Here is a 22,738-nt window from a genome sequence, read left to right as displayed (position 1 = left end):
TCACCCGGGGCCTCCGCGCCGTCGTTCGGCGGCCGTGACCGTGTTCTCGAGCAGCGCCGCCAGCGTAACCGGCCCGACGCCGCCCGGGACGGGCGTGAGCGCCCCCGCGACCGATCGGGCGCTCGACTGATCGACATCCCCGACCACCTCCACGCCGTCGTCGGTCTCCCGGCGGATCGAACTCGCGTCGACGACGACGCTCCCGGGCGCGAGCATCGAGCCGTCGATACAGCCCGGTTCGCCGAGTGCCGTGACGACGACGTCCGCCCGGCGCGTCACCGCCCCGAGGTCGGCGGTCCGGTCGTGGCAGACGGTCACCGTCGCGTCCGCGGCGACGAGGAGGTTCGCGAGCGGCCGACCGACGACCGCCGACCGGCCGACGACGGCGACCGCGGCTCCGGCGAGCTCCACGTCGTACGCCGAGAGCAGCCGCAGGACCGCCGCGGGCGTCGCCGGGCGGAACCGCGGGGTGCCGGCGACGAGCCGCCCGAGGTTCGCGGGATGGAAACAGTCGACGTCCTTCTCGGGCGCGATCCGCTCGCGCACCGCCTCGAGCGCGACGCCGTCCGGGAGCGGCACCTGCAAAAAGACGGCGTCGACGGTCGGGTCCCGCGACAGTTCCCCGACCGCTTCGTACACGCGGTCCGGGGAAGCCTCGGGATCGAGCCGGCGATCGCGGTGGGTCATCCCGGCCGCGGCGGCGGCCTCGCCTTTGAGTTCGACGAACCGTGCGTCGCTCGGGTCGTCGCTCGCCAGGACGGTGCCGAGTGTCGGCGGCGTGTCGAGGCGCGCCACCCGGTCGCGAACGGATTCGCGAAGCCGTTTCGCGACGGGCTCGCCGCGGAGTCGCTCGGCCGGCATGTGTCGACGGTCGGCGGCGGCCGGTTTCAGTCTACCCCCGGCCCTCAAACGTTTTGACGCCCCGGCGACTCGAACGGGACGATGCCCTCGCGCCGCGCCGACGCCAAGTTCGAATTCGACGTTGAGCTCGGTGCCCTCAAGTACCGCCCCGTCGATTGGCTGTTGCTCAGCGGAAACCGGCTCCTCGTCAGCGGCCTCCTCATCGGGTTCGTCGCGGCGGTGTTGGCCTGGGCGGTGGTGAGCGGGCTCGCGCCGCTCCGGGAACGGACGCCAGTGCTGTTCCTCCTGTTCGCGCTCATCGGCGGGAACTTCACGCTCATCTCCATCGTCGTCTCGATCAGCCAGTTCGTGCTCTCGCGACACCTCGAGTCGCCGGGCGAGATCCGCAGCGGGCTCCGGGAGATGGTCGAGTACCGCCGGTACGTGAGCGAAGCGACCGGGGAATCCGTTGTCCCGGTCTCCCCGTCGGCGTTCATGTCGCTGCTGTTCGGCAACGTCAAGCGCGAGCTCGAGCGGCTCCGGGGGATCGAGTGGGAGGGGGCGAACGCCGACCTGCGGTCGGAAGGGAAGATGCTCTCGGACGAACTCGAGGCACACGCCGAGCACGTCCTATGGCTCCTCCGGGGGAGCGACAGGGGCACGCGGTACGCGCTGCTCGCCGTGTTGGACACGAACTACTCGCGCTACTTCGACGCCGCGTACCGGATCCGCGCGGAGTACGACGACCTGCCGCCGTCGGCCGCGGAGTCGCTGAACACCCTCGAACGCACCGTCGAACAGATCGACGTTGCCCGCCGCTACTTCAAGACCGTCTTCATCCAGTCGGAGCTCGCGTCGCTGTCCCGCCGGCTCCTCTACGTCGGCATCCCGGTCCAGATCGTCTCGGTCGTCCTGATGCTTTTGTTCACCGTGCCGGAAGGGGGGCCGTTCCCCGTCCCGGCGGCCGACCTCGTCATCCCCGCGGTCGTGACGGCGGGGTTCACCCCGATCGTCCTGCTCACCGCCTACTTCCTCCGGCTCGCGACGCTCGTACGGCGGACGGCGGCGATGTACCCGTTCACGAACTCGGTCGACCGCTGACCGCGACCCCTCAGCGAACGGTAGTGTTCAGATAAGCTGATTCCATTCGAAGGCGAACGCTCGTAACCACTCATCAGCAGTTTCTCGACTTGCGTTGCTGAAACAGTTCGAGAAACAGGTAGTTCTTCGTTTTACTTCGCGAAAGACACGTTCGACGCTGTTCCGATTTCCGTGTTTTTCGTATCTGAAATCGAGGCCGTGACGAGAGCAGGCGTCTTGAAGCGGTGCGGCGCCATCAACGAGAAACACGGCGTCATCGACGTCGTGTTTCTCGCGTAGTTCGACAAAGAATCCGTGAGCACAAGCGTTAGTTCGGACAGGTTCAAGCTTTGTGTGCAGCAAATTATTTGTAGCCGGATCGACAGCGTCGTACAGCCAATACTGCTCATCATTCAGTCGGATCACGGTCTCGTCAACCGCAACGTGATCCGGATTACGACCTTCCTCCGGCTGTAAATCAGCCTTGTGAACCCAGTTATGAACGGTAGATCGAGCCCGGTTAACACCAAACTTATCCAGGATCGAGACGGTAGTCGAAAGTGATAGTCCTCGCAAATGAAGTTGAATACCGAGCTTCATAAACTGTTTCGGTGTTGCTTCCCGCTCCACAAAACCTAATTTGATCTCGCTCAAACAGCCGTTGAGGCGGTCGTTTTCGGGCATGAATCACTCAGAAAACGCACCGCCTCACTCTTCATCCTTATCTGAACACCGCCCCGATGACGGGGCGAGTACACTTCCGACGCGCGTTCGCTCGGCTGGGACGGGGCCGACACGGTCGGATCCGATGGCCTCGGTCGGGGCGAGCCCGCCCGAACGGGGCTACGGCGTGGACCCCGCCCCGAGTCGGAAGGGTTCTTGCCGCGGGAGAGCCATCGCTCAGTGTGCAGCGGATCCGTCTCACCAACACCGTCTTCGAGGGGCTGAACAACGTCTACGTGCTCGACGGCCCCGCCGACGGCGGCGACCCCGACGAGCTCGTCCTCGTCGACGCCGGCGTCGCCCTCCCGGACGTGCACGGGCAGTTGGCGTCCGGACTCGCGGATCTCGGCTACGAGATGGCCGACATCGACCGCGTCCTTCTCACCCACTGGCACGCCGACCACGCGGGCCTCGCCGGCGCCATCCAAGCCGAGTCCGGCGCGACGGTACACGCACACGAGGCCGACGCGCCGCTGGTCGCCGGCGACGAGGCCAGCCTCCTGGAGGAGCGACGGCTCCAGCGAGCGAAGTTTCGCGAGTGGGGGATGCCCGACGAAATCCGGGAGACGCTCGTCGATTTCCTCGACGACCACGGCGACCTCGGTGGGGAGCCGTGCGACGTGGAGCCGTTCGCCTACGGCGACGCCTTCGAGGTGAACGACCGCACCCTCGAGGCGGTCCACCTTCCGGGCCACGCGGCGGGCCTGACCGCGTTCTTCGACGCCGCCGACGACGAGGCGTTCGTCGGCGACGCGATCCTCCCGAAGTACACCCCGAACGTCGGCGGCGCGGACGTCCGCGTCGACGACCCGCTCGCGAGCTACGTCGAGAGCCTGTTGACCCTGATCGACCTCGACTCGGCGACGGCGTGGCCCGGGCACCGCGACCGGATCGACGACCCCGCGGGCCGGGCGGCGACGATCCACCGTCACCACGTCGAGCGCACGCGGAACGTCGTGGACGCGCTCGTCGAGCGCGGTCCGATGACGCCGTGGGAGGTGAGCGCCGTGCTGTTCGGCGAGCTCCACGGGATCCACGTGCTCCACGGCCCGGGCGAGGCGTACGCCCACCTCGATCACCTCGCCGACGCCGGCGTGGCCGAGCGCGATGGGACCCGCTACGCCCTCGTCGACGCCGATCCCGACGTGGCCGCGCTGTTCCCGGACCCCGGCATCGACCGCGTCGTCGAGTGGAGCGGGGAGTGAGCGGGCGGCGCACGCGACCCGATTGCCGACGCGCGAAACCGCGGAACACAAGCTTGAAACGCGCCTGCGGCGAACAATCCCGTAATGGAACTTCGCGTCATCGACAAGACGGACGAGGAACTCCGCATCGAGATCGCAGGCGAGGATCACACGTTCATGAACGTCCTCAAGGGGCAGCTGCTCAACACCGACGGCGTCGCCGCGGCGACGTACGACATGAACCCCGAGCAGTCCGGCGGACAGACCGAGCCGATCCTCTCGGTCAAAACCGAGGACGGACTGGACCCGCTCGACGCCCTCGGCGAGGCCGCCACGGGCATCTCGGACAACCTCGCCGACCTGTACGACCGGATCGAAGCCGCCTTCGACGACGCCGCGGCCGAAGCCTGAGGCGGGATCTCCCGCCGCGGCGTCGGCTGTTCTCCGCCTGTTACTCGTCGGGGAGCGTCTCGCCCGCCGGGATCTTGACGGCGAGCCAGTTCTCCATCGGAACGAGCGGACACTCGTACGCCTCCGAGTACGCGCAGTAGGGGTTGTACGCCTCGTTGAAGTCGAGCACCCAGTCGCCGTCGTCGGTCCGGTCGTCAGGGTCCTCTACGTCGAGGTACCGGCCCGCGGGATAGGTCCACTCGCCGTTGGTCTCGTCGCGGAACGGCACCCACAGGCGGTACTCGTCGCTGGGGGATCGGTACGCCTGGACCGTCACGTCCTCGCCGTCGACGGGTATCCGGAACTCGCCGACGTTGTCGTACTCGCGCGCGCCGTCTTGCGTCGTCTCGACGGTGATCCGCTCGGGGTCGTCGTGCTCGTGGAGCGCCGCTTCGAAGCGGTACGCCGGGTCCGGATCAAAGTAGTTGAGCCCCGAGAAGCCCGCCTGCTCGGACTGCGGGATCGGCGAGCGCGGGTGCTCGGCGAAGAACTCGTCCTTCTCGCGACGCTGGTCGCGGACGCGGTCGGCGTACGCGTCGGCGTCACCGTCGGTGTCGCTGTCCGTACTCATACCCGACCGTTCGCCGTCACCGGTGTTCAACCTTCAGCGTCTGTGCCCGAACCGCACAAGCGCGCGGTCGAGACCGGCAGCGCGACCGGGGGCCGGTCGTCTCCCTCAGAGTCTAACGGGAACGCCGTGCTCGTCGAGGTAGCGCTTCACTTCGCCGATGCCGAACTCGTCGAAGTGGAAGATGCTGGCGGCGAGCCCCGCGTCGGCGCCGGCCTCGACGAACACCTCCTCCATGTCCTCTGGCCCGCCGCAGCCCGAGGAGGCGATCACGGGCGTCGACACGGCGTCGCACACCGCCCGCGTCAGCGGGATATCGTAGCCGTCCTTCGTGCCGTCTGCGTCGATGGAGTTGACGAACAGCTCGCCCGCGCCGCGTCGCTCGGCCTCCTTCGCCCAGGTGACCACGTCCATCCCGGTCCCCTCTCGGCCCCCCTTGACGGTGCACTCGTACCAACACTCCTCGGTCGTGCCGTCCCCGCGCTCGACCTCGACGTACTGGTCGCCCTCGTCGTCGAACCGCCGCCGCGCGTCGACGGAGATGACGATACACTGCGCGCCGAACGCGTCGGCGCCCTCAGTGATCAGTTCGGGGTTCTCGATGGCACCGGAGTTGATCGACACCTTGTCCGCGCCCGCCCGCAGCGTCTCCTTGATGTCCGCCTTCGTCCGAATCCCGCCCCCGACGGTCAACGGGATGAAACACTCGTCGGCGACCGCCGACACCGTGTCGAGCATCGTCTCGCGCCCCTCCGCGGAGGCGGTGATGTCGAGGAAGACGAACTCGTCGGCGCCGGCCTCGTTGTACTTTTTCGCCATCTCCACCGGGTCGCCGGAGTACTCCAGGTTCTCGAAGTTGACGCCGGTGAAGACGGCCGCGTTCCCGTCGTCGTCCATGTCGACGTCGATGCACGGGATGATCCGCTTGGTGAGGGTCATACGGTCGATAGCCCCGAACCGGATTTCATCGTTTCGCCTGTCCGCGCAGGCGTCGCCACACCGGTCGCGTCGGCGGGGGGTCGGTTCGGCGTCGGAGACCACACCCGGTTTCGCTTCCGGACGCCACGTAGCCGTTCGGGGGACGGGACCGCCCGCCGACCAGTCACGACAGCAGGTACACTCGCGCCTCCCACGGTCGGGCGGTGTACGCCTCGACGGTGCCGGGCGACGGGGAGTCCGGGTAGTTCGACAGGGCCAGCGTCGCCTCCTCGCCCGTCACGGCCGCGGGTGGGTCCACCTCGACGCGGTCGCCGCTCCAGTTGAGGGCGACGAACGCGCGGCCAGGCCCGTCGGCTCCCGCCAGCGTCCGGCTGTAGGCCCACAGCCGCTCGTCCTCGGGAGTGTGGTTCACGTACTCCCCGTAGACGAGGACATCGTGGTCGTCGCGGAGGTCGATGAGCCGCCGGTAGTAGTGCCACGCGGACTCCGGGTCCGCGCGCTCGACCTCGACGTTGACCGACTCGTGGTCCTCGTGGAGACGGATCCAGGGCTCGCCGTCGGTGAACCCCGCGTTCGAGCCGGCCGTCCACTGCATCGGCGTGCGGCTCGTGTCGCGGCTGTGGGCTTTGAGCCTCTCCTTGATCACCTCGAAGGACTCCACCTCGCCCGACTCGATGGCTTCCTCGACGGTCCGAACGGTCTCGACATCGCGGAACTCCGAGAGCGACTCGAACGTCGGGTTCGTCATCCCCAGTTCCTCGCCCTGGTAGACGTACGGCGTCCCGCAGAGCGTGTGCACCAGTGTGGCGATGCAGGTGGCCGACTCGCGGCGGAACTCGCCGTCGTCGCCGAACCGGGAGACGGCGCGGAGCTGGTCGTGGTTGTTGAAGTAGAGACTGTTCCACCCCCGCCCCTGGATGCCCTCCTGCCAGCGGTCGAACACCGACTTGAGGTCCGTCAGCGCCCACTCGGTGCGGTCCCACAGGCGCTCTCCCCGGCCGATCCCGACGTGGTCGAAGTGGAAGATCATCCCCAGGCCGTGGCCGTCGGGACCGACGTACCGGGCGGCCTCGTCGACGGACGTCTCGACGACGCACTCGCCGATGAAGAGCAGGTCCTCCCCGGCGAACACGCGGTCGTGGAGCTCGGAGATGTACTCGTGGATGCGCGGGCCGTTCGGCACCAACAGCAGCGTCCCCCGGTAGGGCCAGTCGGGGTCGCCCGAGGGGAGGCCCTCGGGCTTCGAGAGGAGGTTCACCACGTCGAGCCTGAAGCCGTCGATGCCCTCGTCGACCCAGAACGCCATCTCGTCGGCGACCGCCTCGCGGACGGCCGGCTCCTCCCAGTTAAATTCTGGCTGTTTGCGGTGGAACAGGTGAAGGTACCACTGCCCTCGCTCGTCGTCGTAGCTCCAGGCGGGACCGCCGAACAGGGACTGCCAGTTGTTCGGCGGCGCCTCCCCCTCGGGGCCGTCCTCGGCGTCCCACGCGACCTCACCCGGCGTCGACGCCATCGCGTCAGTGGTACCAGTCCGCGGTCCGACCTCCCCGGCGTGAGGCCTCGAACCACTCGTGCTCGTCGGTGTGGTTCGGGACGAAGTCCATCACGAGCCGGATGTCCCGCTCGTGGAGGGCGTCGCGGACGCGTCGCCAGTCGGCCATCGTCCCGAACGTGTCGTTGATGGCGCGGTAGTCGGCCACGTCGTAGCCGTTGTCCGCCATCGGCGACTCGTACACGGGATTGAGCCACACCGCGTCGACGCCGAGGTCGGCGAGGTAGTCGGCCCGCGCGGCTAGTCCGGCGAGGTCGCCCACGCCCTCGCCGTCGCTGTCGGCGAAGCTCCGGGGGTACATCTGATAAACGGTCGCCTCCTTCCACCAGGCGCGGCTATCGTCGTTTATACCCCCCACCACCGCCGCCGTCGGGATAGGTGTTTTTTTGCCGCGGCGTCGCCGATGCGAGTACATGGCCGACCACCACGATCACGACCACTTCAAGGAGTTCGACTACGAGCGCGTGACCTCGCCGATGCAGGATGTCACGAGCGGACAGGCCATCACCGGCGCGATCATCGCGCTCGTCGGCGTCGTTGTCGCTTTCGGACTTCCCCTGCTGCTGATCTAGCCTGGATCACTCCGGTCCGTCGACCCGAACGGTCACGGCGCCGTCGGTCCAGCCGTCACGACGCCGTCGGTCCAGTTCTGTCCTCGCGCGCGTCGCGAACCGCTATGTTGCCGAGGAGCGCCATCGCGGGCCTCGTCGGTACGGCGGGCGTCGCGTCGGTCGGGGCGGTCAGTCCAACTCGCGCTCGATGACGGCCCGGAGGTCCCGGATCGACTCGGCGTCGTACGACAGATCCACGCCCCCGACCGTGAGCGAGAGCACGCCGTCGGTCGTCGTCTCGCCGATCGCCTCGACCGGCGCGACGCCGTCGAACGCCTCGCGGACCCCGTCCGGGTCGGTCGTCTCGATCACCGCGCGGCCGGGCGTCTCGTCGAACAGCGCGAGCGCGCCGTCGAGCGTGACATCGGCGCCGGCGGCGTCGGTCACTAGCTCCGCGAGCGCGACCGCGAGGCCGCCGTGGCTCACGTCATGGACCGCGAGGGTGTCCTCGCGGTCTGCGACCGCCGCGAGCGTCTCCACGACCACCGGCGCGTTCTCGGGAAGTTCCGGGAATCGGTCGCTCCCGCCCGCCTGTGCGAGGTACTCCGAGCCGCCCAGCGATCCGCCGGCCGCGCCGACCACCAGCACGGTCCCCTCCCCGGCGAACGCCGCCGGCGGCGCGTCGAACCCGGCTTTCTTCCCGATGACCGCGAGCGTCGGCGTCGGCGGGATGGGACCGGCGACGGAGTCGTTGTACAGCGAGACGTTGCCGCCGACGACCGGGACCGAGAGGGCCGCGCACATCTCGGCGAGCCCGTCGACGGCGGCCGCGAAGTCGCCGTACACTTCGGGCTTCTCGGGGTTGCCCCCGTTGAGGCAGTCGACCGCCGCCAGTGGTGTCGCCCCCTTCGCCGCGAGGTTCGTCGCGTTCTCCAGGGCGACGGCGCGGGCCCCTTCGTACGGCGCCGCCTCGGTCCACCGCGGCTCAGAGCCGGAGGACAGCGCCAAGCCCAGCGGCTCACCGGACTCGGTCTCTGCCTCGCGGACGGCCATCACCGCGGCGTCGTCCCCCGGCAGCACCCCGGTTCGAACGCCGACCTCGTGGTCGTACTGGCGGTACACCCAGCGCTTGCTCGCGGTGTTCGGGTGCCCGACGACCGCCTCGACCACCTCGGCGAGCGCGTCTGGGTCGGTGGAGCCGTCGTCGCCCGCGACGAGCGCGGGGAGGTCGCGGTCGGGCTGGCTCGGCGCCTCGCTCGGGAGCTCGTTCATCGGTGCGCCGTCGGCGAGGTACTCCGCGGGGGCGTCCACGACCGTCTCGCCGTCGAAGGTGCACACGTAGTTGCCGTCGGTCACCTCGCCGATGACCGAGCAGCCCAGATCGAAGCGCTCGGCCACCTCGGCGACGCGATCGGTGTCCTCGGGGCGGACCTCATACACCATGCGCTCCTGGCTCTCGGCGAGAAGGATCTCCATCGCGTTCATCTCCGGCTCGCGCTGGTGGACGCGATCGAGTGCGATCTCGGCGCCCAGGCCGCCCTTGGCGACCAACTCCGAAGAGGCGCCGCCGAGGCCGGCCGCGCCGAGGTCGCGCGCGGCCACGAGCAGCCCCTCGTCGACGAGCGCCTCGTTGCACTCGATGAGGCGCTTTTCGGCGTACGGGTCGCCCACCTGTACGGCGGGGCGGTCCTCCGTCTCGGCGTCTTCGGCGAGATCCTCCGAGGCGAACGACGCGCCGCCGAGGCCGTCGCGACCGGTGGCGTTGCCGACGAGCACCAGTTTGTTTCCGGGCGTCTCGGCCGTCGCGGTCACCAGCCGGTCGGGGGTCGTCAGCCCCACGCAGGCGACGTTGACGAGCGGGTTCCCCTCGTAGCCGTCGTTGAACGCGACAGAGCCGGCGACGGTGGGCACGCCGATGCAGTTGCCGTAGTGGCTGATCCCCTCGACCACGCCCTCGAACAGGTATCGCGAGTGCTCGCGGTCGAAGTCGCCGAAGTACAGCGAGTCCGCCAGCGCGATCGGGTACGCGCCCATCGACATCGTGTCTCGGACGATGCCCCCTACGCCCGTCGCGGCGCCGTCGAACGGGTCGACGTAAGAGGGGTGGTTGTGGCTCTCGATGCCGAGGGTGGCGTACGTGTCGTCGTCGAGCGCGACGACGGCCGCGTCGTCGCCGGGGCCGACCACGACATCGTCGGACTCGCTGTCGAAGGCGCCGAGCAGCGGTCGCGACGACCGGTACGCGCAGTGCTCGCTCCAGAGGTTCTCGAACAGCGCGGCCTCGGCTCGGGTCGGCTCCCGTCCGAGTTCCGCCTCCACCAGTTCGCGGTCCGCGTCGGCGAGGGGCATTCACGTGTACGGTGATCGCTCCGTCTCAAATGGCTTTCCATGTGCATGTTCGTGCGTATTCGTGTCTCCTTCGGCGCCGTCGCCGATCGGACCGGATTCCTTTTCTACGGCCCGGATCTATCATCGCTCGTGCTATCGGTCGAGCTGCACAGTCACTCCGCGCTCTCGCACGACGGCCGCGATCCGGTGGACATGCTCCTCGAACAGGCGGCAGCCGTCGGCCTCGACGCGCTCGCTGTCACCGACCACGACGAACTCGACGCGAGCCTGGAGGCCGCCGAGCGAGCCGACGACTACGGGCTCGTCGGCATTCCGGGCATGGAGATCACCAGCACCGCGGGGCACGTGCTCGCGTTCGGTATCGAGGAGCCGGTTCCCGCCGGCCGCGACTACGACGAGACGCTTGACCGGATCCACGAGCAGGGCGGCCTCGCGGTCGTCCCGCACCCGTTTCAGAAGTCCCGTCACGGCGTCGCGCCCCACATCACCGACGAGCAGTTATCCAGCGCCGACGCCATCGAGGTGTACAACTCCCGGCTCCTGACTGGGCGCTCGAACCGCCAGGCGGAGTCGTTCGCGGTGAACCGCGGGCTACCGATGACCGCCGGTAGCGACGCCCACATCGCCGAGATGGTTGGGCAGGCCGTCACCGAGGTCGGCGCCGAGGAGCGCTCGGTCGACTCGATACTCGCGGCGATCCGCGACGGTCGAACGAGCGTCGTCGGCAAGCGGACGCCGTGGTACATCTCTTTCCGGCAGGCCGCCGGGGGCGCCAAGCGCCGGATCGGCCGCCGTGTCGCCGACTTCCTGTGATGCCCCGCCGCCCCACGGGGACCGACCTCGACGGCGACGCCGGCGCCGCCCTCATCCGCGGTGCGCTCGCTGACGGGGACCCACTTCCCGGAACCGACGGCTTCGCGGGCGTCGTCGACGGGACGCTCGTCCGGGACGTACTCGGACGCTGGCCGCTGTTCGTCGACGCGGACACCGACGCCCCCGACTGTTGGAGTCGATCTCTCGACCGCCTCGAAGACCCACGACCGCTGCCCGCGGGGTTCGCAGCGGACAATCAGGGCCAGCGGCGAGTCTGGTCGCTCCCCGATCCCGAGCCGACCGCGGACGCGTCCGCGCTCGCGGCGGTCGCCGACGCCGTCGAGACGAGCGTTCGCGCGGTCGACCCCGACGGGCTCGCGGTCGCGTTCTCCGGCGGCGTCGACTCGGCAGTCGTCGCCGCCGGCGTCCCCGAGACCCCGCTGTACGTCGCCGGCTTCGAGGGCGCCCACGACGTGGCTGCCGCTCGCGACGCCGCCGCGGCGATGGACCGGGAGCTTCGGGAGGTCACCCTCTCACACGCCGACCTCGAACGCGCCGTCCCCGAACTCGTCGCCGCGACCGGGCGGCGCAACCCCATGGACGTGGCGATCGCGCTGCCGCTGTACCTCGTCGGCGAACGGGCGGCGGCGGACGGGCACCACCGCCTTGCGATCGGGCAGGGCGCAGACGAACTGTTCGGCGGCTACGCGAAGGTCGTCGACCCGGCCGACGACCCCCGTGTCGACGCTGATACCGTCCGCGGGGCTCGCCGTGAGACGGTGGCGACGCTCCCCGACCAACTGGAGCGCGACGTGCTCGCGCTGCGGGCCGCCGGCGTCGAACCGGTCGCGCCGCTCCTGCACGACCGCGTCGTGCGGGCCGCGCTGGCGCTGCCGGGACACCTGCTCGTCGCCGACGGCGAGCGGAAGGTCGCGCTCCGTGCGGCCGCCGCTGATATGGTCCCTCAGCACGTCCGCTCTGCGGAGAAGAAGGCCGTCCAATACGGCACGTACGTCTCGCGGGAGTTGGACCGACTCGCTCGGCAAGCGGGGTTCAAACGGCGGATGGACGACCACGTGGGTCGGTATCTCGCCGACCTGTGCGGTGAGACGCACTCGCCGAACGACGGCTCGTAGACGCCGCTATCGACAGCTGATGGCTGACAGGCGACACGGCTTCTCGGGCCACCGCCGGACGACGCGGTGTCGCGCACCCGCCGTGCATCGCCCGTCTCGGGTCACTCGATGTCGGCTCTGGTCCCGGCATCCCTGAAAAAGGTTCGCGGCGACGCTGTGGCGCAGCGGTGGACGGGATTCCGCACCGGCGACTCGTCGCTCCCGGTTCGCTACCGCTCGCCCGCGGCGCCGACCGTCTCGATCGCTTCGATGCCGATCGCGGTCGTGTCGCTGTCTACGTCGCTCTCGCGGAGCTCCCCGGGTGTGTACCACGCCCAGGCGTCGGCGCCGACCTCATCGTCACCGTCGGGGTCGATCCGCCGGTCGTCGACGGCGGCGAAGTAGACCGAGTCGATGTGCTGGTGACCGACGGTCCCGTCGTCATGGACGTTGATGTCGTACAGCATCGTGTGCCGGGGAGTCGGAAGAGTCTCGCCGGCCGGCGCGCCGACCGCCTCGGTGTCGTCGATCAGCGTCGGATCGAGGCCGGTCTCCTCGCGCGCCTCGCGGAGGCCCGCCTCGTGAGGAAGCTCGTCGCGGTCGACGTGCCCGCCCGGCGGGATGCGGATGCCGAGCCGCGGGTGGTCGTGCAGCGCGGTCGCGCCGTCGTGCACGAGGTAGACGGTCGCGGTGAAGTGACGCGTGGTCTCCATATCCGTGCCTGGCGGGTGGACGGCTTCGGCGTTACGGAACTGCGACCGCGGTCGCGCTCCCGGCGCGGTTCAGTCGATCTGAACCTGCTCTTCGGCCTCGAGGAGCTCGTGGTAGCGGTTGCGGATGGTGACCTCCGAGATGTTCGCCACCTCGCTCACTTCGCTTTGGGTCACCTTTTCGTTGGTGAGCAGTGAGGCGGCGTAGACCGCCGCGGCCGCGAGGCCGACGGGTGACTTGCCCGAGTGGACGCCCTTCTGCTTGGCCGTCTGGAGGAGTTGTCGGGCACGGCGCTCGGACTCGTCGGACAGCTCCAGGTCCGAGGCGAACCGCGGCACGTAGCTCTCGGGGTCGGCCGGCTGGATCTCCAGCTTCAGCTCCCGGACGACGTAGCGGTACGTCCGCGCGATCTCGTCTTTCTCGACGCGCGAGACGTTCGTGATCTCGTCGAGGCTCCGGGGCGTCCCCGCCTGTCGAGCGGCCGCGTACAGACTCGCGGTGGCGACCCCCTCGATGGAGCGACCGGGGAGCAAGTCCTCGTCGAGCGCGCGCCGATAGATGACCGAGGCGGTCTCGCGGACGTTGTCAGGCAGGCCAAGCGCGCTGGCCATGCGGTCGATCTCGCCGAGCGCCTGCTTGAGGTTGCGCTCCTTGGAGTCGCGCGTGCGGAAGCGTTCGTTCCAGGTGCGCAGCCGCTGCATCTTCTCTCGCTGGCGGCCCGACAGCTGGTTCCCGTAGGCGTCTTTGTCCTGCCAGCCGATGTTGGTCGACAGTCCCTTGTCGTGCATCATGTTCGTCGTCGGGGCGCCGACGCGGGATTTCTCGTCTTTCTCCTTGGAGTCGAACGCTCGCCACTCCGGCCCGTGGTCTATCTCGTCCTCCTCGACCACGAGCCCGCAGTCCCGACAGACCGTCTCGCCGCGCTCGGTGTCGTTTTCGAGTCGACCGCCGCACTCGGGACACTCGAGCTGTTCTCCCTCCGACTCGGACGCCGACTCGTCCTCGTCGATGGTGGCCGTTCGCGACCGGTCGTCCGTGTAACTTCGGACGTTCTCACTCATTGTGGGATTGGGAAACGAAAGCCGGAGAGGCGTCTCCCCGACTGGTTCGCTGTACCAATTACAGGTCCGCGAGTCACTTATACCTGCTGGCTGATTTCGACGAGTCGTCGAACAAAAGCTACCCGACGGCGACGGGCAGGATCGGCGAGACCCGGTCGCCGCGAACGACACGCTAAGCCGCTCTCCGTCTTGATCTCGACGTGGACCGTGGTCCGCCTGTGCGCGTGGCATCCGTCTCGGAGGGGCCGCGGGGTGTCCGGCCCGTGTGTGTCGATCTGATCACGTGAAGTGATCGCACTCCAACGAGGGCCGGGCGTCGAGGGTATCGAAACCCTTACTCGCGGTCCGCGGCACCCAACGCACATGACAGCGACGGACGAGGGCGACGCGTCGAACGCCGACGCGGACGCCGTCGACCCCGACGAGGTCCGCCACGTCGCCGACCTCGCGCGGGTCGACCTCGACGACGACGAGGCGGCGGCGTTCGCCGAGCAGTTCGCGGACGTGCTCGACTACTTCGCGGCGCTCGACGAGGTTCCCGAGGTGGAGGATGAGCCCGACCTGGTGAACGTGATGCGGGCCGACGAGGTTCGCGACGGCCTCACTCAGGAGGAGGCGCTCGCGAACGCGCCCGACTCCGAGGCGGGCTTCTTCAAGGGGCCGACGGTCTCATGAGCGCGGACGACGCTCCCACCCACCGAGGCGGCGACGCGGCGGACGACCTGAACGCGTTTATCACCCGTGAGACCGTCGTCAGCGACGCCGACGGCCCCCTCGCCGGCAAGACGGTGGCCGTCAAGGACAACATCTCAACCGAGGGGATCCGCACGACCTGCGGCTCTGCGATGCTGGAGGAGTACGTCCCGCCGTACGACGCGACGGTCGTCGAGCGCCTCCGCGGGGCCGGCGCGACGCTCGTGGGCAAGACGAACATGGACGAGTTCGGGATGGGCGGGACGACCGAGACCTCGGCGTTCGGCCCGACGAGCAATCCCGTCGACCGCGAGCGCGTCCCCGGCGGCTCCTCAGGCGGCTCGGCGGCGGCCGTCGCCGCGGGCGAGGCCGACCTCGCGCTCGGATCCGACACCGGCGGCTCCGTGCGCAACCCCGCGGCGTTCTGCGGCGTCGTCGGGATCAAGCCGACCTACGGGCTCGTCTCGCGGTACGGGCTCGTCGCGTACGCCAACTCGCTGGAGCAGATCGGCCCGTTCGGCCGCTCGGTCGAGGACGCGGCGGCCCTCTTGGACGTGATCGCCGGCCCCGACGAGCGCGACGCGACGACGCGCTACGACGCCGCCGAGGGCGGTGCCCCCGATGCGGCCGGCGTCCCCGACGACACCCACCCGGCCGAGGCGACCGCGTACGCCGCGGCCGCCGACGGCGACGTGGAGGGGATGACCGTCGGCGTCCCGACTGAGCTGATCGAGGGCGCCGACGACGAGGTCGTCGCGGTGTTCGAGGACGCCCTCGCGGATCTGGACGCGCAGGGCGTCGAGACCGTCGAGGTGTCGCTCCCCTCGGTCGAGCACGCGGTACAGGCGTACTACGTCATCGCGATGTCGGAGGCGTCCTCGAACCTCGCGCGCTTCGACGGCGTGCGCTACGGGGTCTCCGGGAGCGAAGCGACCGGAGGTACGGAGGGCGAGCGCGGTTCGTCCTCCGAAATCGACGGCGGCGACGGCAACTGGAACGAGTCGTTCGCCCGCGCTCGCGAGGAGGGGTTCGGCGACGAGGTGAAACGGCGGATACTGCTCGGCACCTACGCGCTCTCTGCGGGCTACCACGACAAGTACTACAAGAAGGCGCAGGACGCCCGCGCGTGGGTGAAGCGGGACTTCGACGAGGCGTTCGCCGAGGCGGACGTGCTCGCGACGCCGACGATGCCCGTGCTCCCGCCGAAGCGCGGCGAGAGCCTCGACGACCCGCTGTCGCTGTACCTGATGGACGCCAACACGGTGCCGGTGAACCTCGCGAACCTCCCCGCCATCTCGGTGCCGGCCGGCGAACGTGAGGGGCTCCCGGTCGGGATGCAGTTCGTCGGCCCCGCCTTCGGCGAGGCGGCGGTCATCCGCGCCGGCAGCGCCGTCGAGGAGTAGCGCCGACCGCGGCGAGCGGCCCAGCCGACGCGACGGCGGAGGCGTCCGACCGGAACGGTACTTTTTCGACCGACCGCGGCGTCGGCGGGCGCATGTACGTGGTCATCGTCGGTGCGGGCGACATCGGCACCCCGCTGATCGAACTCGCGACCGACGGCGGCAACGAGGTGGTCGTGATCGAACGCGACCCGGACCGGGCGGAGGAGGCGGCGACGACGTTCGACTGTCTCGTCATCGAGGACGACGCGACCTCCAAGGACATCCTTCTGGACGCGGGCGCCGACCGCGCCGACGCGGTCATCTCCACGACCGATCACGACGCCACGAACATCATGGTGTGTCTCCTCGCCGAGGAGCTGGCGGTCCCGACCGTCGTCTCGGTCGTTCACGACCCGGCGCACATGGACGTGTTCCGCCGCATCGGCGTGAACACGATGGAGAACCCGCAGCGGCTCATCGCCGACTACCTCTACCGGGCCGTCGAGCGCCCCACCATCGTCGACTACATGCGCGTCGGCGACGAGGCGGAGGTGTTCGAGATCCGCGTCGGCGAGAGGTCCGAACTGGACGGCCGCACGATGCAGGAGGCCCACGAGGCCGGCGCGCTCGGGGACGACACGCTCGTCGTCGCCATCGAGCGCGACGGCGCGGACGAACCCATCATCCCGCGCGGGGGGACCCGAACGCAGGCGGGCGATCTCTGCACCGTCTACTCCGGTCGCGGCGCAGTTCCCGAGGTCACCGAGCCGTTCGGAACGTACGAGGACGGGGACGGCTCCCGGAACATCGACCCCAACGCCGGCGGGACCTGACCGATGGCGATCCGACGCCGGGCGGGACGCGACCGACGCGTCGCCGGCCTGCCCGAGGACCTCGCGACCATCGCACACGACATCGGCTCGCTGCTCGTCGCCCAGGCGACGATGATGGCGCTCACGGTCTGTGTCGCACTCGTGTGGCGGGAGCCGTACCAGGCGCTGGCGTTCCTCGTCGCGGGCGGGGTAACCGCGTCCGTGGGGTTCGGCGCGCGTTGGCTGTTCGCGGCCGCGCCGGCGCCCCGGATGAAACACGGGATGGTGATCGCCGCCGGGGGCTGGTTCGCCACCGCCGTCTTCGGCGCCCTCCCGCTGTTCCTGTCGGCCTCGCTCACCCCGCCGGCGGTCGCGGCGTCGTTCGTCCCCGCCGGCGCGGAGTACGCGACATCGAGCCTGGCCGCGTTCGCGAACCCCCTGCACGCGCTGTTCGAATCGATGAGCGGGTGGACCGGATCCGGGCTGACGATGGCCGTCCACGAGCCGTCGCTCCCCCGGACGGTACAGTGGTGGCGGTCGTTCATCCAGTGGGTCGGCGGCGTCGGGGTGATCGTGTTGACCGTGTCGGTGCTCGCTCGCCCCGGATCGGGGAGCTACGCTCTGTACCGAAGCGAGGCCCGCGAGGAACGGATCCACCCGAGCATCGTCTCCACCGTCCGGACCGTCTGGAAGATCTTCCTCGGGTACACGGCGCTGTCGGTCGTCGCGCTGTTTCTCGCCATCAGCGCCTCGGAGTACGGGGCGAGTCTCACGCCCGTCGAGGCGGCCTGGCAGGCGCTCAATCACGCGATGACCGGGCTCTCGACCGGCGGGTTCTCGGTCACCGACGACTCCATCGCGACGTACGACTCACCGCTCATCGAGGGGGTGTTGCTGCCGGTGATGGCGTTGGGCGCGATCGCGTTTCCCGTCCACTACGCCGTGTTGCGCGAGCGCGACCTCGCGGCGCTGTCCGGCGACCTCCAGACGCGGTGGCTGTTCGTGCTGTTCGCCGCCGGCTCGCTTGTCCTCTCCGCTCAGAACGTCGCGCTGTTGTCGAGGACGACCGGGGCGTTCACCGGGGACTGGCTCGGGCTGTCGACGCTGTTCGGTCCGGGGGTCGGGGATGTCGTCCGCGACTCGGTGTTCCAGTTCGTCTCGGCGCTGTCGGCGACGGGCTTTCAGTCGGCGCCGATCGGCGAGTGGAGCGCCGGGGGGAAGCTGCTGGTCGCGGTCGCGATGACGATCGGCGGCGCCGCGGGGTCGACCGTCGGCGGGATCAAGATCATCCGGGCGTACACGGTCGCCCGTGGCATCCGCTGGCAGTTCGGTCGCGTGTTCCTGCCGGCGAATGCGATCGTGTCGGTGACGCTCGGCGACCGACGGCTCGACCGCGACGAGATGGAGCGGGAGTTCTCGGAGGCGTCGATCGTCTCGCTGCTGTGGATCGTCCTGCTCGTCGCGTCGTCGATCCTCCTCGCGGACCTCGCGGGGCCGGCGTTCAGCTACGCCGACGCGCTGTTCGAGGTCGCCTCCGCGCAGGGCAACGTCGGCCTCTCGACGGGGATCACCGGCCCCTCGATGCCGCCGCTGGCGGAGGCGATGTTCCTCCTCAACATGTGGGTCGGTCGCCTGGAGATCATCCCCATGCTGGCGCTGATTCGGTCGCTGCTCTACGGCATGGACCCGTGACCGCGCCGGCGCGGTCCCGCCTCCGCCTCGGCGGTCGAGTTCGTGCCCGCTTCCGGTCCGGCGCGGGGCGGGTCACCGACGCCAGTACTCCGGCGTGAGACAGACGAGCACCGGGATGATCTCCAGGCGACCGACCCACATCAGGAACACCATGTACAGCGTGCCGATGTCGGTGAACGCCAGGTACCCGCCCATCGGACCCACGATGCCGAACCCCGGACCGACGTTTCCGAGCGTCGCCGCGACCGCGCTCATCGTCTCGAGCACGGTGAACGACGCCGACAGCCTGGTCGCGTCCAGAAATAGCAGGAACACCGACAGGAAGAACAGTACCAGGTAGAGGAGCGAGAACGCGAATATCCCCCGCACCCCGCGCTCGTCGAGCGCGCGCCCGTTCAGGCGAACGGGACGAACGGCGTCCGGGTGGGCCGTCGTGAACAGCTCGCGCCGCAGCGACTTCGCGATGACGACCCAGCGGATGACCTTGATCGACCCGCCGGTCGACCCGGCTGACCCGCCGATGAACATCCCGAACAGCAGGAGGTACTGGGCGGGCGCGCTCCAAGTGTTGAAGTCGATGCTGGCGTAGCCGGTCGTGGTCACGATCGAGACGACCTGAAACACCGCGTGACGGATCGCCGGCTCGGCGTTCCCGACGACCGCGTCGGTCACCGACGAGAGGTACGCGGCGTCGTACGTCTCCCCGCCCGGCGGCACCGCCTCGACGAAGCTCCCGCCGAACAACAGCAGCGAGAGCACCGCCGCGAGCACCCCCATCGCCCCGACGTACGCCCGGAACTCCACATCGCGGACCATCCGCCGTGGGTCGCCCGTGAGCACGCCCCAGAACAGCGCGAAGTTGACGCCGGCGGCGATCATGAACGGGACGATCACCCACTGGACGGCCGCGGAGAACGCCTCGATGGAGCGCGCCTCCGGCGAGAACCCGCCCGTGGGCATCGTCGTCAGCCCGTGGGCGACGGCGTTGTACAGCGTCATGTTCGGGGCGAGACCGGGGATCCCGAGCGCCGGTCCGGCGAGGTGCATCCCGTACAGGAGCACGATCTCCAAGGCGGTGAGCCCGGCGTAGACGCCCCACAGCACGCGCGCCGTCTCGGCGATCCGCGGCGTGAGCTTCTCGATGCCGGGGCCGGGCGCCTCCGCGTCCATGAGCTGGGCGCCGCCCACCGACAGCTCGGGGAGGATGGCGACCGCGAGGACGACGATCCCCATCCCGCCGAGCCACTGCGTCAGCTGGCGCCACAACATGACCCCGCGTGTGTGCGAGTCGAAGGAGATGTCGCCGAGAACGGTCGCTCCGGTCGTCGTGAACCCCGACATCGCCTCGAACAGGGCGTTCACGGGGTTCCCGAGCGTCGACTCCGGGTGGAGCGCCGGGACCAGCCCGGGGACTCCGTGCGCCTCGACGAGGTAGGGAACCGCTCCGACGACCGCGACCGCGATCCACGTCGCCGCCACCATGAGGAACCCCTCGCGGGCGCCGATATCGGGGTCGGGGTCGAGCCGTTCGAGCCCGCTGCCGACCAGCAGGGTGAGGAGGATCGTCACGGCGAACGGCGCGACCGATTCGCCGTAGTACAGCGAGACAAAAAACGGGGCCACCAGCGGGACCGAGAGGTACCGCACGACGGTCCCGACGAGACTCAGGCTCGCCCGGTACTCGACGCGGATGTTCACTCTCGATGTCGGCGAGCGCGTCGATGTTGAAGCTACCGTTCCGGCGCCGACGGTTTGGACGGGAGCGGGCCGCCCCCGCGACCGCGACGTTCGGGGGCGAGTGCGCAATCGCGGCGCGCAACCGTGAAGTCCGCCCGGCGGATTCTGTGGGTATGAACAGCCTGCTCCAGGTCGCCCCGGGCGTTCAGGGAGTCGCCTACGCGGTCGTGGTCGCCGTCGGCGGCGTCGCCGGCGCGCTCCTGCTCGGACTCGGGCTCGCGGCGTTCTTCCGCCGCCGCTCGCGGTCGTACCTGCTCGTCGCGCTCGCGCTCGGCGCGCTCGTGGCCCGCGCGGGCGTCGCCGCCGCCTCGGCGGTGGGGGTCGTCGGTCCCGACGCCCACCACTTCGGCGAGCACGTCCTCGACGTGGTCATGGCGGGCCTCGTCGTCGCGGCGGTGTACTACGCCCGTGATGTCCGGGCGGAGGCCGCGTCGTGAGCGAACCGCCCGCGACCCGGGGCGACCGCCCGACGCGCGAGCGCGTGGCCGACTACGTGCTTGCACACCCCGGCCTCCACTTCAACGAACTCGTCCGCCGCCTCGACCTGGCGCCCGGACAGGCCCAGTACCACCTCCGCCGGCTTGTCCGGGCGGACCGCGTCGTCGACGAAGAGGTGTCTGGCCGGACGCACTACTTCGACCCTGGGATCGACCCGATCGAGCGCGAGCGGCTGGCGCTGTTCCGCCGCGAGACCGCGCGCGAGGCCGTCGTCGAACTCCTCGACGGTCCCGCCCGGCCCGACGCCGTCGCGGGCGAGGTCGGTGTCGCTCGGAGCACCCTAGAGCACCATCTCGACGGCCTCGTCGACGCCGGCGTCGTCGAGAAGCGGCGCGACGCCCGCGGGCGGGTGACGCTCGCTCTGACTGACCCGGAGGCGACCGCGCGGTCGCTGCGTCGGATCGAGCCGTCGCTCCCCGACCGCCTGCTCGACCGGTTCACTCGTCTCGTGGACGCCCTGTTGGAGTGAGGCGTCGGCTCCGCCGGCCCCGTCGCCGCGGGCGACGCTCGGTCGCCGCGGCCGCCGTTCGACGCCCGCACCACAACCCCCTTCTCTGTGACGCCGATAGGTCGGGTATGACCGACGCGGACGCCAGCGATGCGGACACGGACGCCCCCGCGGACGACTCGGCGGCGGACGCCCTCTCGCGCCGCGAGGCGCTGAAGGCGGCTGTCGCGGTCGGCGGCGCGACTGGGCTCGCCGCCTGCGTCGACCGACTCGACGGCGCGGAGCCGGTGCCGGCGGGCGACGGTCCCGACGCTCACCCCGAGCGACAGTTCGCCTGGAACGACTTCGTGCGCACCGACGACGCCGGCAACTGGCAGTACCCGTCCCACCAGACGCTGCTGTATCTGACCTTCCCTCGCGAGGGCCCGCCCGCCGACGCCGACCGCGAGGCGGTCGCGGGCGCGCTGGACGCGCTCGACCGAGCGTACGCGTGGAGCCACGAGGGGCTGCTCCACTCGGCTGCGTACTCCCCGCGCTACTTCGAGCGCTTCGGCGACCCGCTCGCGGTTCCCGACGACGTGTCGCTGCCGGAGCCGACGCCGCTCGCGGACTACGAGACGCCGGAGTTCGACACCCAGGACGTGCTCGTCCACCTCGCCTCCGACCGCCCCGACGCGCTGCTGGCGGCCGAACGCGCGCTCACCGGGGACGCCGACGAGGCGAACGGCGTCTCGTTCCCGTCGGCGCTGACGGACGCGCTGGAGGTCGACGCGCGTCGGACCGGCTTCGTCGGCGCGGGGATACCGCGACAGAAGGCCGACGGGATCGAGGGCATCCCGGCGGACAACCCCGTCCCGAAGGCGTCACCGCTGTTCATGGGGTTCATGGCGGGGTTCCGGCAGAACCAGGCGACCGAGGACGACGTGACGATCGGCGAGGGGCCATTCGCCGAGGGGACGACCAAGTCCGTCGGCAACTGGCGCCAGCGCCTGAGCGACTGGTACGGCGAGCAGGACCACGAACAACAGGTGATGGAGATGTTCTCGCCCGGCCACGCGGTCAACGACCTCGTCGAGGGGGTGGGAGAGAACCTCGGCGACGACTCCGGGATCGACCGGTTCACCGACGAGGTCGTCCCGAACGCGAAGGAGTACGGGCGCGTCGGTCACGCCCAGAAGGCCGCGAGGGCGAACCGCGACGGCGACGGGAACCCGCTGCTGCTCCGGCGGCACTTCGAGTCGGCCGACGAGGGGATCGCCAGCCTCCACTTCCCGTCGCTCCAGCGTTCGATCGACCAGTTCGAGGGGGTTCGGCGGGCGATGAACGGCGTCGACGCGACCGAGGCGACGCCGGCCGTGCGCCAGCGCGTCAACAACGGCATCCTTGAGTACATCTTCGTGCGCCACCGGGGGTACTTCCTCGTGCCGCCGCGGTCGCTGCGCGCGCTGCCGACGCCCGACGGGGCCGCGGGATAGCGCCCGCATCCAGCCGATAGCCACGCATCCAGCCGATAGCCACGCATCCAGCCGATAGCCACGCA

The 22,738-nt window shown here is 69.9% G+C and carries 23 protein-coding genes; 13 read left to right on the top strand and 10 right to left on the bottom strand.

Annotated elements, in window-relative coordinates:
- A complete protein-coding gene (locus BUE16_RS07465) occupies positions 1-861 on the bottom strand; it encodes a bifunctional 5,10-methylenetetrahydrofolate dehydrogenase/5,10-methenyltetrahydrofolate cyclohydrolase (protein ID WP_073308153.1) in 861 nt (286 codons plus the stop codon).
- Between the two features lie 81 nt (positions 862-942).
- Here BUE16_RS07465 and BUE16_RS07460 point away from each other — a divergent pair, with 81 nt between their 5' ends.
- On the top strand, positions 943-1,941 hold the full coding sequence (locus BUE16_RS07460; RefSeq protein WP_073308151.1) for a hypothetical protein: 999 nt from the start codon (positions 943-945) through the stop codon (positions 1,939-1,941).
- 27 nt (positions 1,942-1,968) lie between these two features.
- Here BUE16_RS07460 and BUE16_RS07455 read toward each other — a convergent pair whose 3' ends face one another.
- Entirely contained in the window at positions 1,969-2,604 is a 636-nt protein-coding gene (locus tag BUE16_RS07455; RefSeq protein ID WP_073308149.1) for an IS6 family transposase, read from the bottom strand.
- A gap of 221 nt (positions 2,605-2,825) precedes the next feature.
- Here BUE16_RS07455 and BUE16_RS07450 point away from each other — a divergent pair, with 221 nt between their 5' ends.
- Both BUE16_RS07450 and BUE16_RS07445 read left to right on the top strand, forming a co-directional pair.
- Entirely contained in the window at positions 2,826-3,848 is a 1,023-nt protein-coding gene (locus BUE16_RS07450) for an MBL fold metallo-hydrolase (protein WP_073308146.1), read from the top strand.
- Between the two features lie 84 nt (positions 3,849-3,932).
- Entirely contained in the window at positions 3,933-4,238 is a 306-nt protein-coding gene (locus tag BUE16_RS07445) for a DNA-directed RNA polymerase subunit L (protein ID WP_073308144.1), read from the top strand.
- A gap of 40 nt (positions 4,239-4,278) precedes the next feature.
- On the opposite strand, the gene BUE16_RS07440 is transcribed toward BUE16_RS07445, so the two are convergent.
- The 4 genes from BUE16_RS07440 to BUE16_RS17335 all read right to left on the bottom strand — a co-directional run bounded on the left by BUE16_RS07440 (position 4,279) and on the right by BUE16_RS17335 (position 7,637).
- A complete protein-coding gene (locus BUE16_RS07440) occupies positions 4,279-4,848 on the bottom strand; it encodes a DUF1684 domain-containing protein (protein WP_073308142.1) in 570 nt (189 codons plus the stop codon).
- 105 nt (positions 4,849-4,953) lie between these two features.
- Positions 4,954-5,784, bottom strand: coding sequence for an imidazole glycerol phosphate synthase subunit HisF (gene hisF / locus BUE16_RS07435; protein WP_073308139.1), 831 nt, complete (start codon positions 5,782-5,784; stop codon positions 4,954-4,956).
- 163 nt (positions 5,785-5,947) lie between these two features.
- On the bottom strand, positions 5,948-7,297 hold the full coding sequence (locus BUE16_RS07430; RefSeq protein ID WP_268762484.1) for an alpha-amylase family glycosyl hydrolase: 1,350 nt from the start codon (positions 7,295-7,297) through the stop codon (positions 5,948-5,950).
- A 4-nt stretch (positions 7,298-7,301) separates the two neighbouring features.
- Positions 7,302-7,637 carry an alpha-amylase family glycosyl hydrolase gene (locus BUE16_RS17335; protein WP_268762483.1) on the bottom strand — a complete coding sequence of 112 codons (336 nt, stop codon included), beginning with the start codon at positions 7,635-7,637 and terminating at the stop codon, positions 7,302-7,304.
- A 112-nt stretch (positions 7,638-7,749) separates the two neighbouring features.
- Between BUE16_RS17335 and BUE16_RS16920 the strand changes: the two genes are divergently transcribed.
- The gene (locus BUE16_RS16920) at positions 7,750-7,908 is read left to right on the top strand and encodes a DUF7550 family protein (protein ID WP_200778392.1); all 159 of its coding nucleotides are present in this window, start codon (positions 7,750-7,752) and stop codon (positions 7,906-7,908) included.
- 168 nt (positions 7,909-8,076) lie between these two features.
- On the opposite strand, the gene purL is transcribed toward BUE16_RS16920, so the two are convergent.
- Positions 8,077-10,236: a phosphoribosylformylglycinamidine synthase subunit PurL gene (gene purL, locus BUE16_RS07425; RefSeq protein WP_073308137.1), complete on the bottom strand. Its 2,160-nt coding sequence runs from the start codon at positions 10,234-10,236 to the stop codon at positions 8,077-8,079.
- Positions 10,237-10,365: 129 nt separating this feature from the next.
- Between purL and BUE16_RS07420 the strand changes: the two genes are divergently transcribed.
- Positions 10,366-11,049 carry a PHP domain-containing protein gene (locus BUE16_RS07420; protein WP_073308477.1) on the top strand — a complete coding sequence of 228 codons (684 nt, stop codon included), beginning with the start codon at positions 10,366-10,368 and terminating at the stop codon, positions 11,047-11,049.
- Complete coding sequence (locus BUE16_RS07415) at positions 11,049-12,185, top strand: asparagine synthase C-terminal domain-containing protein (RefSeq protein WP_073308135.1); 1,137 nt, start codon at positions 11,049-11,051, stop codon at positions 12,183-12,185. The genes BUE16_RS07420 and BUE16_RS07415 overlap by 1 nt, the downstream gene beginning before the upstream one ends.
- Before the next feature lie 209 nt (positions 12,186-12,394).
- Here BUE16_RS07415 and BUE16_RS07410 read toward each other — a convergent pair whose 3' ends face one another.
- Together BUE16_RS07410 and BUE16_RS07405 are read right to left on the bottom strand one after the other, a co-directional pair.
- Complete coding sequence (locus BUE16_RS07410) at positions 12,395-12,877, bottom strand: NUDIX hydrolase (protein ID WP_073308132.1); 483 nt, start codon at positions 12,875-12,877, stop codon at positions 12,395-12,397.
- A gap of 69 nt (positions 12,878-12,946) precedes the next feature.
- Positions 12,947-13,936 (bottom strand): transcription initiation factor IIB, encoded by a 990-nt coding sequence (locus tag BUE16_RS07405; RefSeq protein ID WP_073308130.1) that lies wholly within the window; start codon positions 13,934-13,936, stop codon positions 12,947-12,949.
- Positions 13,937-14,299: 363 nt separating this feature from the next.
- Here BUE16_RS07405 and gatC point away from each other — a divergent pair, with 363 nt between their 5' ends.
- From gatC to BUE16_RS07385, 4 genes are all read left to right on the top strand, one after another.
- Positions 14,300-14,611, top strand: a complete 312-nt coding sequence (gene gatC, locus BUE16_RS07400; RefSeq protein WP_073308128.1) for an Asp-tRNA(Asn)/Glu-tRNA(Gln) amidotransferase subunit GatC — start codon at positions 14,300-14,302, stop codon at positions 14,609-14,611.
- Positions 14,608-16,032, top strand: a complete 1,425-nt coding sequence (gene gatA / locus BUE16_RS07395) for an Asp-tRNA(Asn)/Glu-tRNA(Gln) amidotransferase subunit GatA (RefSeq protein WP_073308126.1) — start codon at positions 14,608-14,610, stop codon at positions 16,030-16,032. The genes gatC and gatA overlap by 4 nt, the downstream gene beginning before the upstream one ends.
- A gap of 92 nt (positions 16,033-16,124) precedes the next feature.
- A complete protein-coding gene (locus BUE16_RS07390; protein ID WP_073308124.1) occupies positions 16,125-16,844 on the top strand; it encodes a potassium channel family protein in 720 nt (239 codons plus the stop codon).
- A gap of 3 nt (positions 16,845-16,847) precedes the next feature.
- A complete protein-coding gene (locus tag BUE16_RS07385; RefSeq protein ID WP_073308122.1) occupies positions 16,848-18,515 on the top strand; it encodes a TrkH family potassium uptake protein in 1,668 nt (555 codons plus the stop codon).
- A gap of 72 nt (positions 18,516-18,587) precedes the next feature.
- Here the strand turns inward: BUE16_RS07385 and BUE16_RS07380 are convergent, their stop codons facing one another.
- Positions 18,588-20,213 (bottom strand): TrkH family potassium uptake protein, encoded by a 1,626-nt coding sequence (locus BUE16_RS07380; RefSeq protein ID WP_073308120.1) that lies wholly within the window; start codon positions 20,211-20,213, stop codon positions 18,588-18,590.
- Between the two features lie 152 nt (positions 20,214-20,365).
- Between BUE16_RS07380 and BUE16_RS07375 the strand changes: the two genes are divergently transcribed.
- From BUE16_RS07375 to BUE16_RS07365, 3 genes are all read left to right on the top strand, one after another.
- Positions 20,366-20,689, top strand: a complete 324-nt coding sequence (locus tag BUE16_RS07375) for a DUF7471 family protein (protein WP_073308118.1) — start codon at positions 20,366-20,368, stop codon at positions 20,687-20,689.
- Positions 20,686-21,219, top strand: a complete 534-nt coding sequence (locus tag BUE16_RS07370; protein WP_073308116.1) for a winged helix-turn-helix transcriptional regulator — start codon at positions 20,686-20,688, stop codon at positions 21,217-21,219. The genes BUE16_RS07375 and BUE16_RS07370 overlap by 4 nt, the downstream gene beginning before the upstream one ends.
- 107 nt (positions 21,220-21,326) lie before the next feature.
- The gene (locus BUE16_RS07365) at positions 21,327-22,673 is read left to right on the top strand and encodes a Dyp-type peroxidase (protein ID WP_234972345.1); all 1,347 of its coding nucleotides are present in this window, start codon (positions 21,327-21,329) and stop codon (positions 22,671-22,673) included.
- Positions 22,674-22,738: the final 65 nt, after the last annotated feature.

Source organism: Halobaculum gomorrense (genome assembly GCF_900129775.1).
Lineage (GTDB): Archaea > Halobacteriota > Halobacteria > Halobacteriales > Haloferacaceae > Halobaculum > Halobaculum gomorrense.
Note: the sequence above shows the minus strand (reverse complement) of the source record. Positions and strands in the feature narration are given on the sequence as shown.

Bases quoted from the DNA above. Each gene is read 5' to 3' on its own strand.
- BUE16_RS07365 (WP_234972345.1), top strand. From the start codon at position 21,327: ATGACCGACGCGGACGCCAGCGATGCGGACACGGACGCCCCCGCGGAC.
- BUE16_RS07375 (WP_073308118.1), top strand. From the start codon at position 20,366: ATGAACAGCCTGCTCCAGGTCGCCCCGGGCGTTCAGGGAGTCGCCTAC.
- BUE16_RS07440 (WP_073308142.1), bottom strand. From the start codon at position 4,848: ATGAGTACGGACAGCGACACCGACGGTGACGCCGACGCGTACGCCGAC.
- BUE16_RS07410 (WP_073308132.1), bottom strand. From the start codon at position 12,877: ATGGAGACCACGCGTCACTTCACCGCGACCGTCTACCTCGTGCACGAC.
- purL (WP_073308137.1), bottom strand. From the start codon at position 10,236: ATGCCCCTCGCCGACGCGGACCGCGAACTGGTGGAGGCGGAACTCGGA.
- BUE16_RS07455 (WP_073308149.1), bottom strand. From the start codon at position 2,604: ATGCCCGAAAACGACCGCCTCAACGGCTGTTTGAGCGAGATCAAATTA.
- BUE16_RS16920 (WP_200778392.1), top strand. From the start codon at position 7,750: ATGGCCGACCACCACGATCACGACCACTTCAAGGAGTTCGACTACGAG.
- BUE16_RS07415 (WP_073308135.1), top strand. From the start codon at position 11,049: ATGCCCCGCCGCCCCACGGGGACCGACCTCGACGGCGACGCCGGCGCC.
- BUE16_RS07390 (WP_073308124.1), top strand. From the start codon at position 16,125: ATGTACGTGGTCATCGTCGGTGCGGGCGACATCGGCACCCCGCTGATC.
- BUE16_RS07460 (WP_073308151.1), top strand. From the start codon at position 943: ATGCCCTCGCGCCGCGCCGACGCCAAGTTCGAATTCGACGTTGAGCTC.
- BUE16_RS07405 (WP_073308130.1), bottom strand. From the start codon at position 13,936: ATGAGTGAGAACGTCCGAAGTTACACGGACGACCGGTCGCGAACGGCC.
- BUE16_RS07430 (WP_268762484.1), bottom strand. From the start codon at position 7,297: ATGGCGTCGACGCCGGGTGAGGTCGCGTGGGACGCCGAGGACGGCCCC.
- hisF (WP_073308139.1), bottom strand. From the start codon at position 5,784: ATGACCCTCACCAAGCGGATCATCCCGTGCATCGACGTCGACATGGAC.
- BUE16_RS17335 (WP_268762483.1), bottom strand. From the start codon at position 7,637: ATGTACCCCCGGAGCTTCGCCGACAGCGACGGCGAGGGCGTGGGCGAC.
- BUE16_RS07445 (WP_073308144.1), top strand. From the start codon at position 3,933: ATGGAACTTCGCGTCATCGACAAGACGGACGAGGAACTCCGCATCGAG.
- BUE16_RS07465 (WP_073308153.1), bottom strand. From the start codon at position 861: ATGCCGGCCGAGCGACTCCGCGGCGAGCCCGTCGCGAAACGGCTTCGC.
- gatC (WP_073308128.1), top strand. From the start codon at position 14,300: ATGACAGCGACGGACGAGGGCGACGCGTCGAACGCCGACGCGGACGCC.
- gatA (WP_073308126.1), top strand. From the start codon at position 14,608: ATGAGCGCGGACGACGCTCCCACCCACCGAGGCGGCGACGCGGCGGAC.
- BUE16_RS07385 (WP_073308122.1), top strand. From the start codon at position 16,848: ATGGCGATCCGACGCCGGGCGGGACGCGACCGACGCGTCGCCGGCCTG.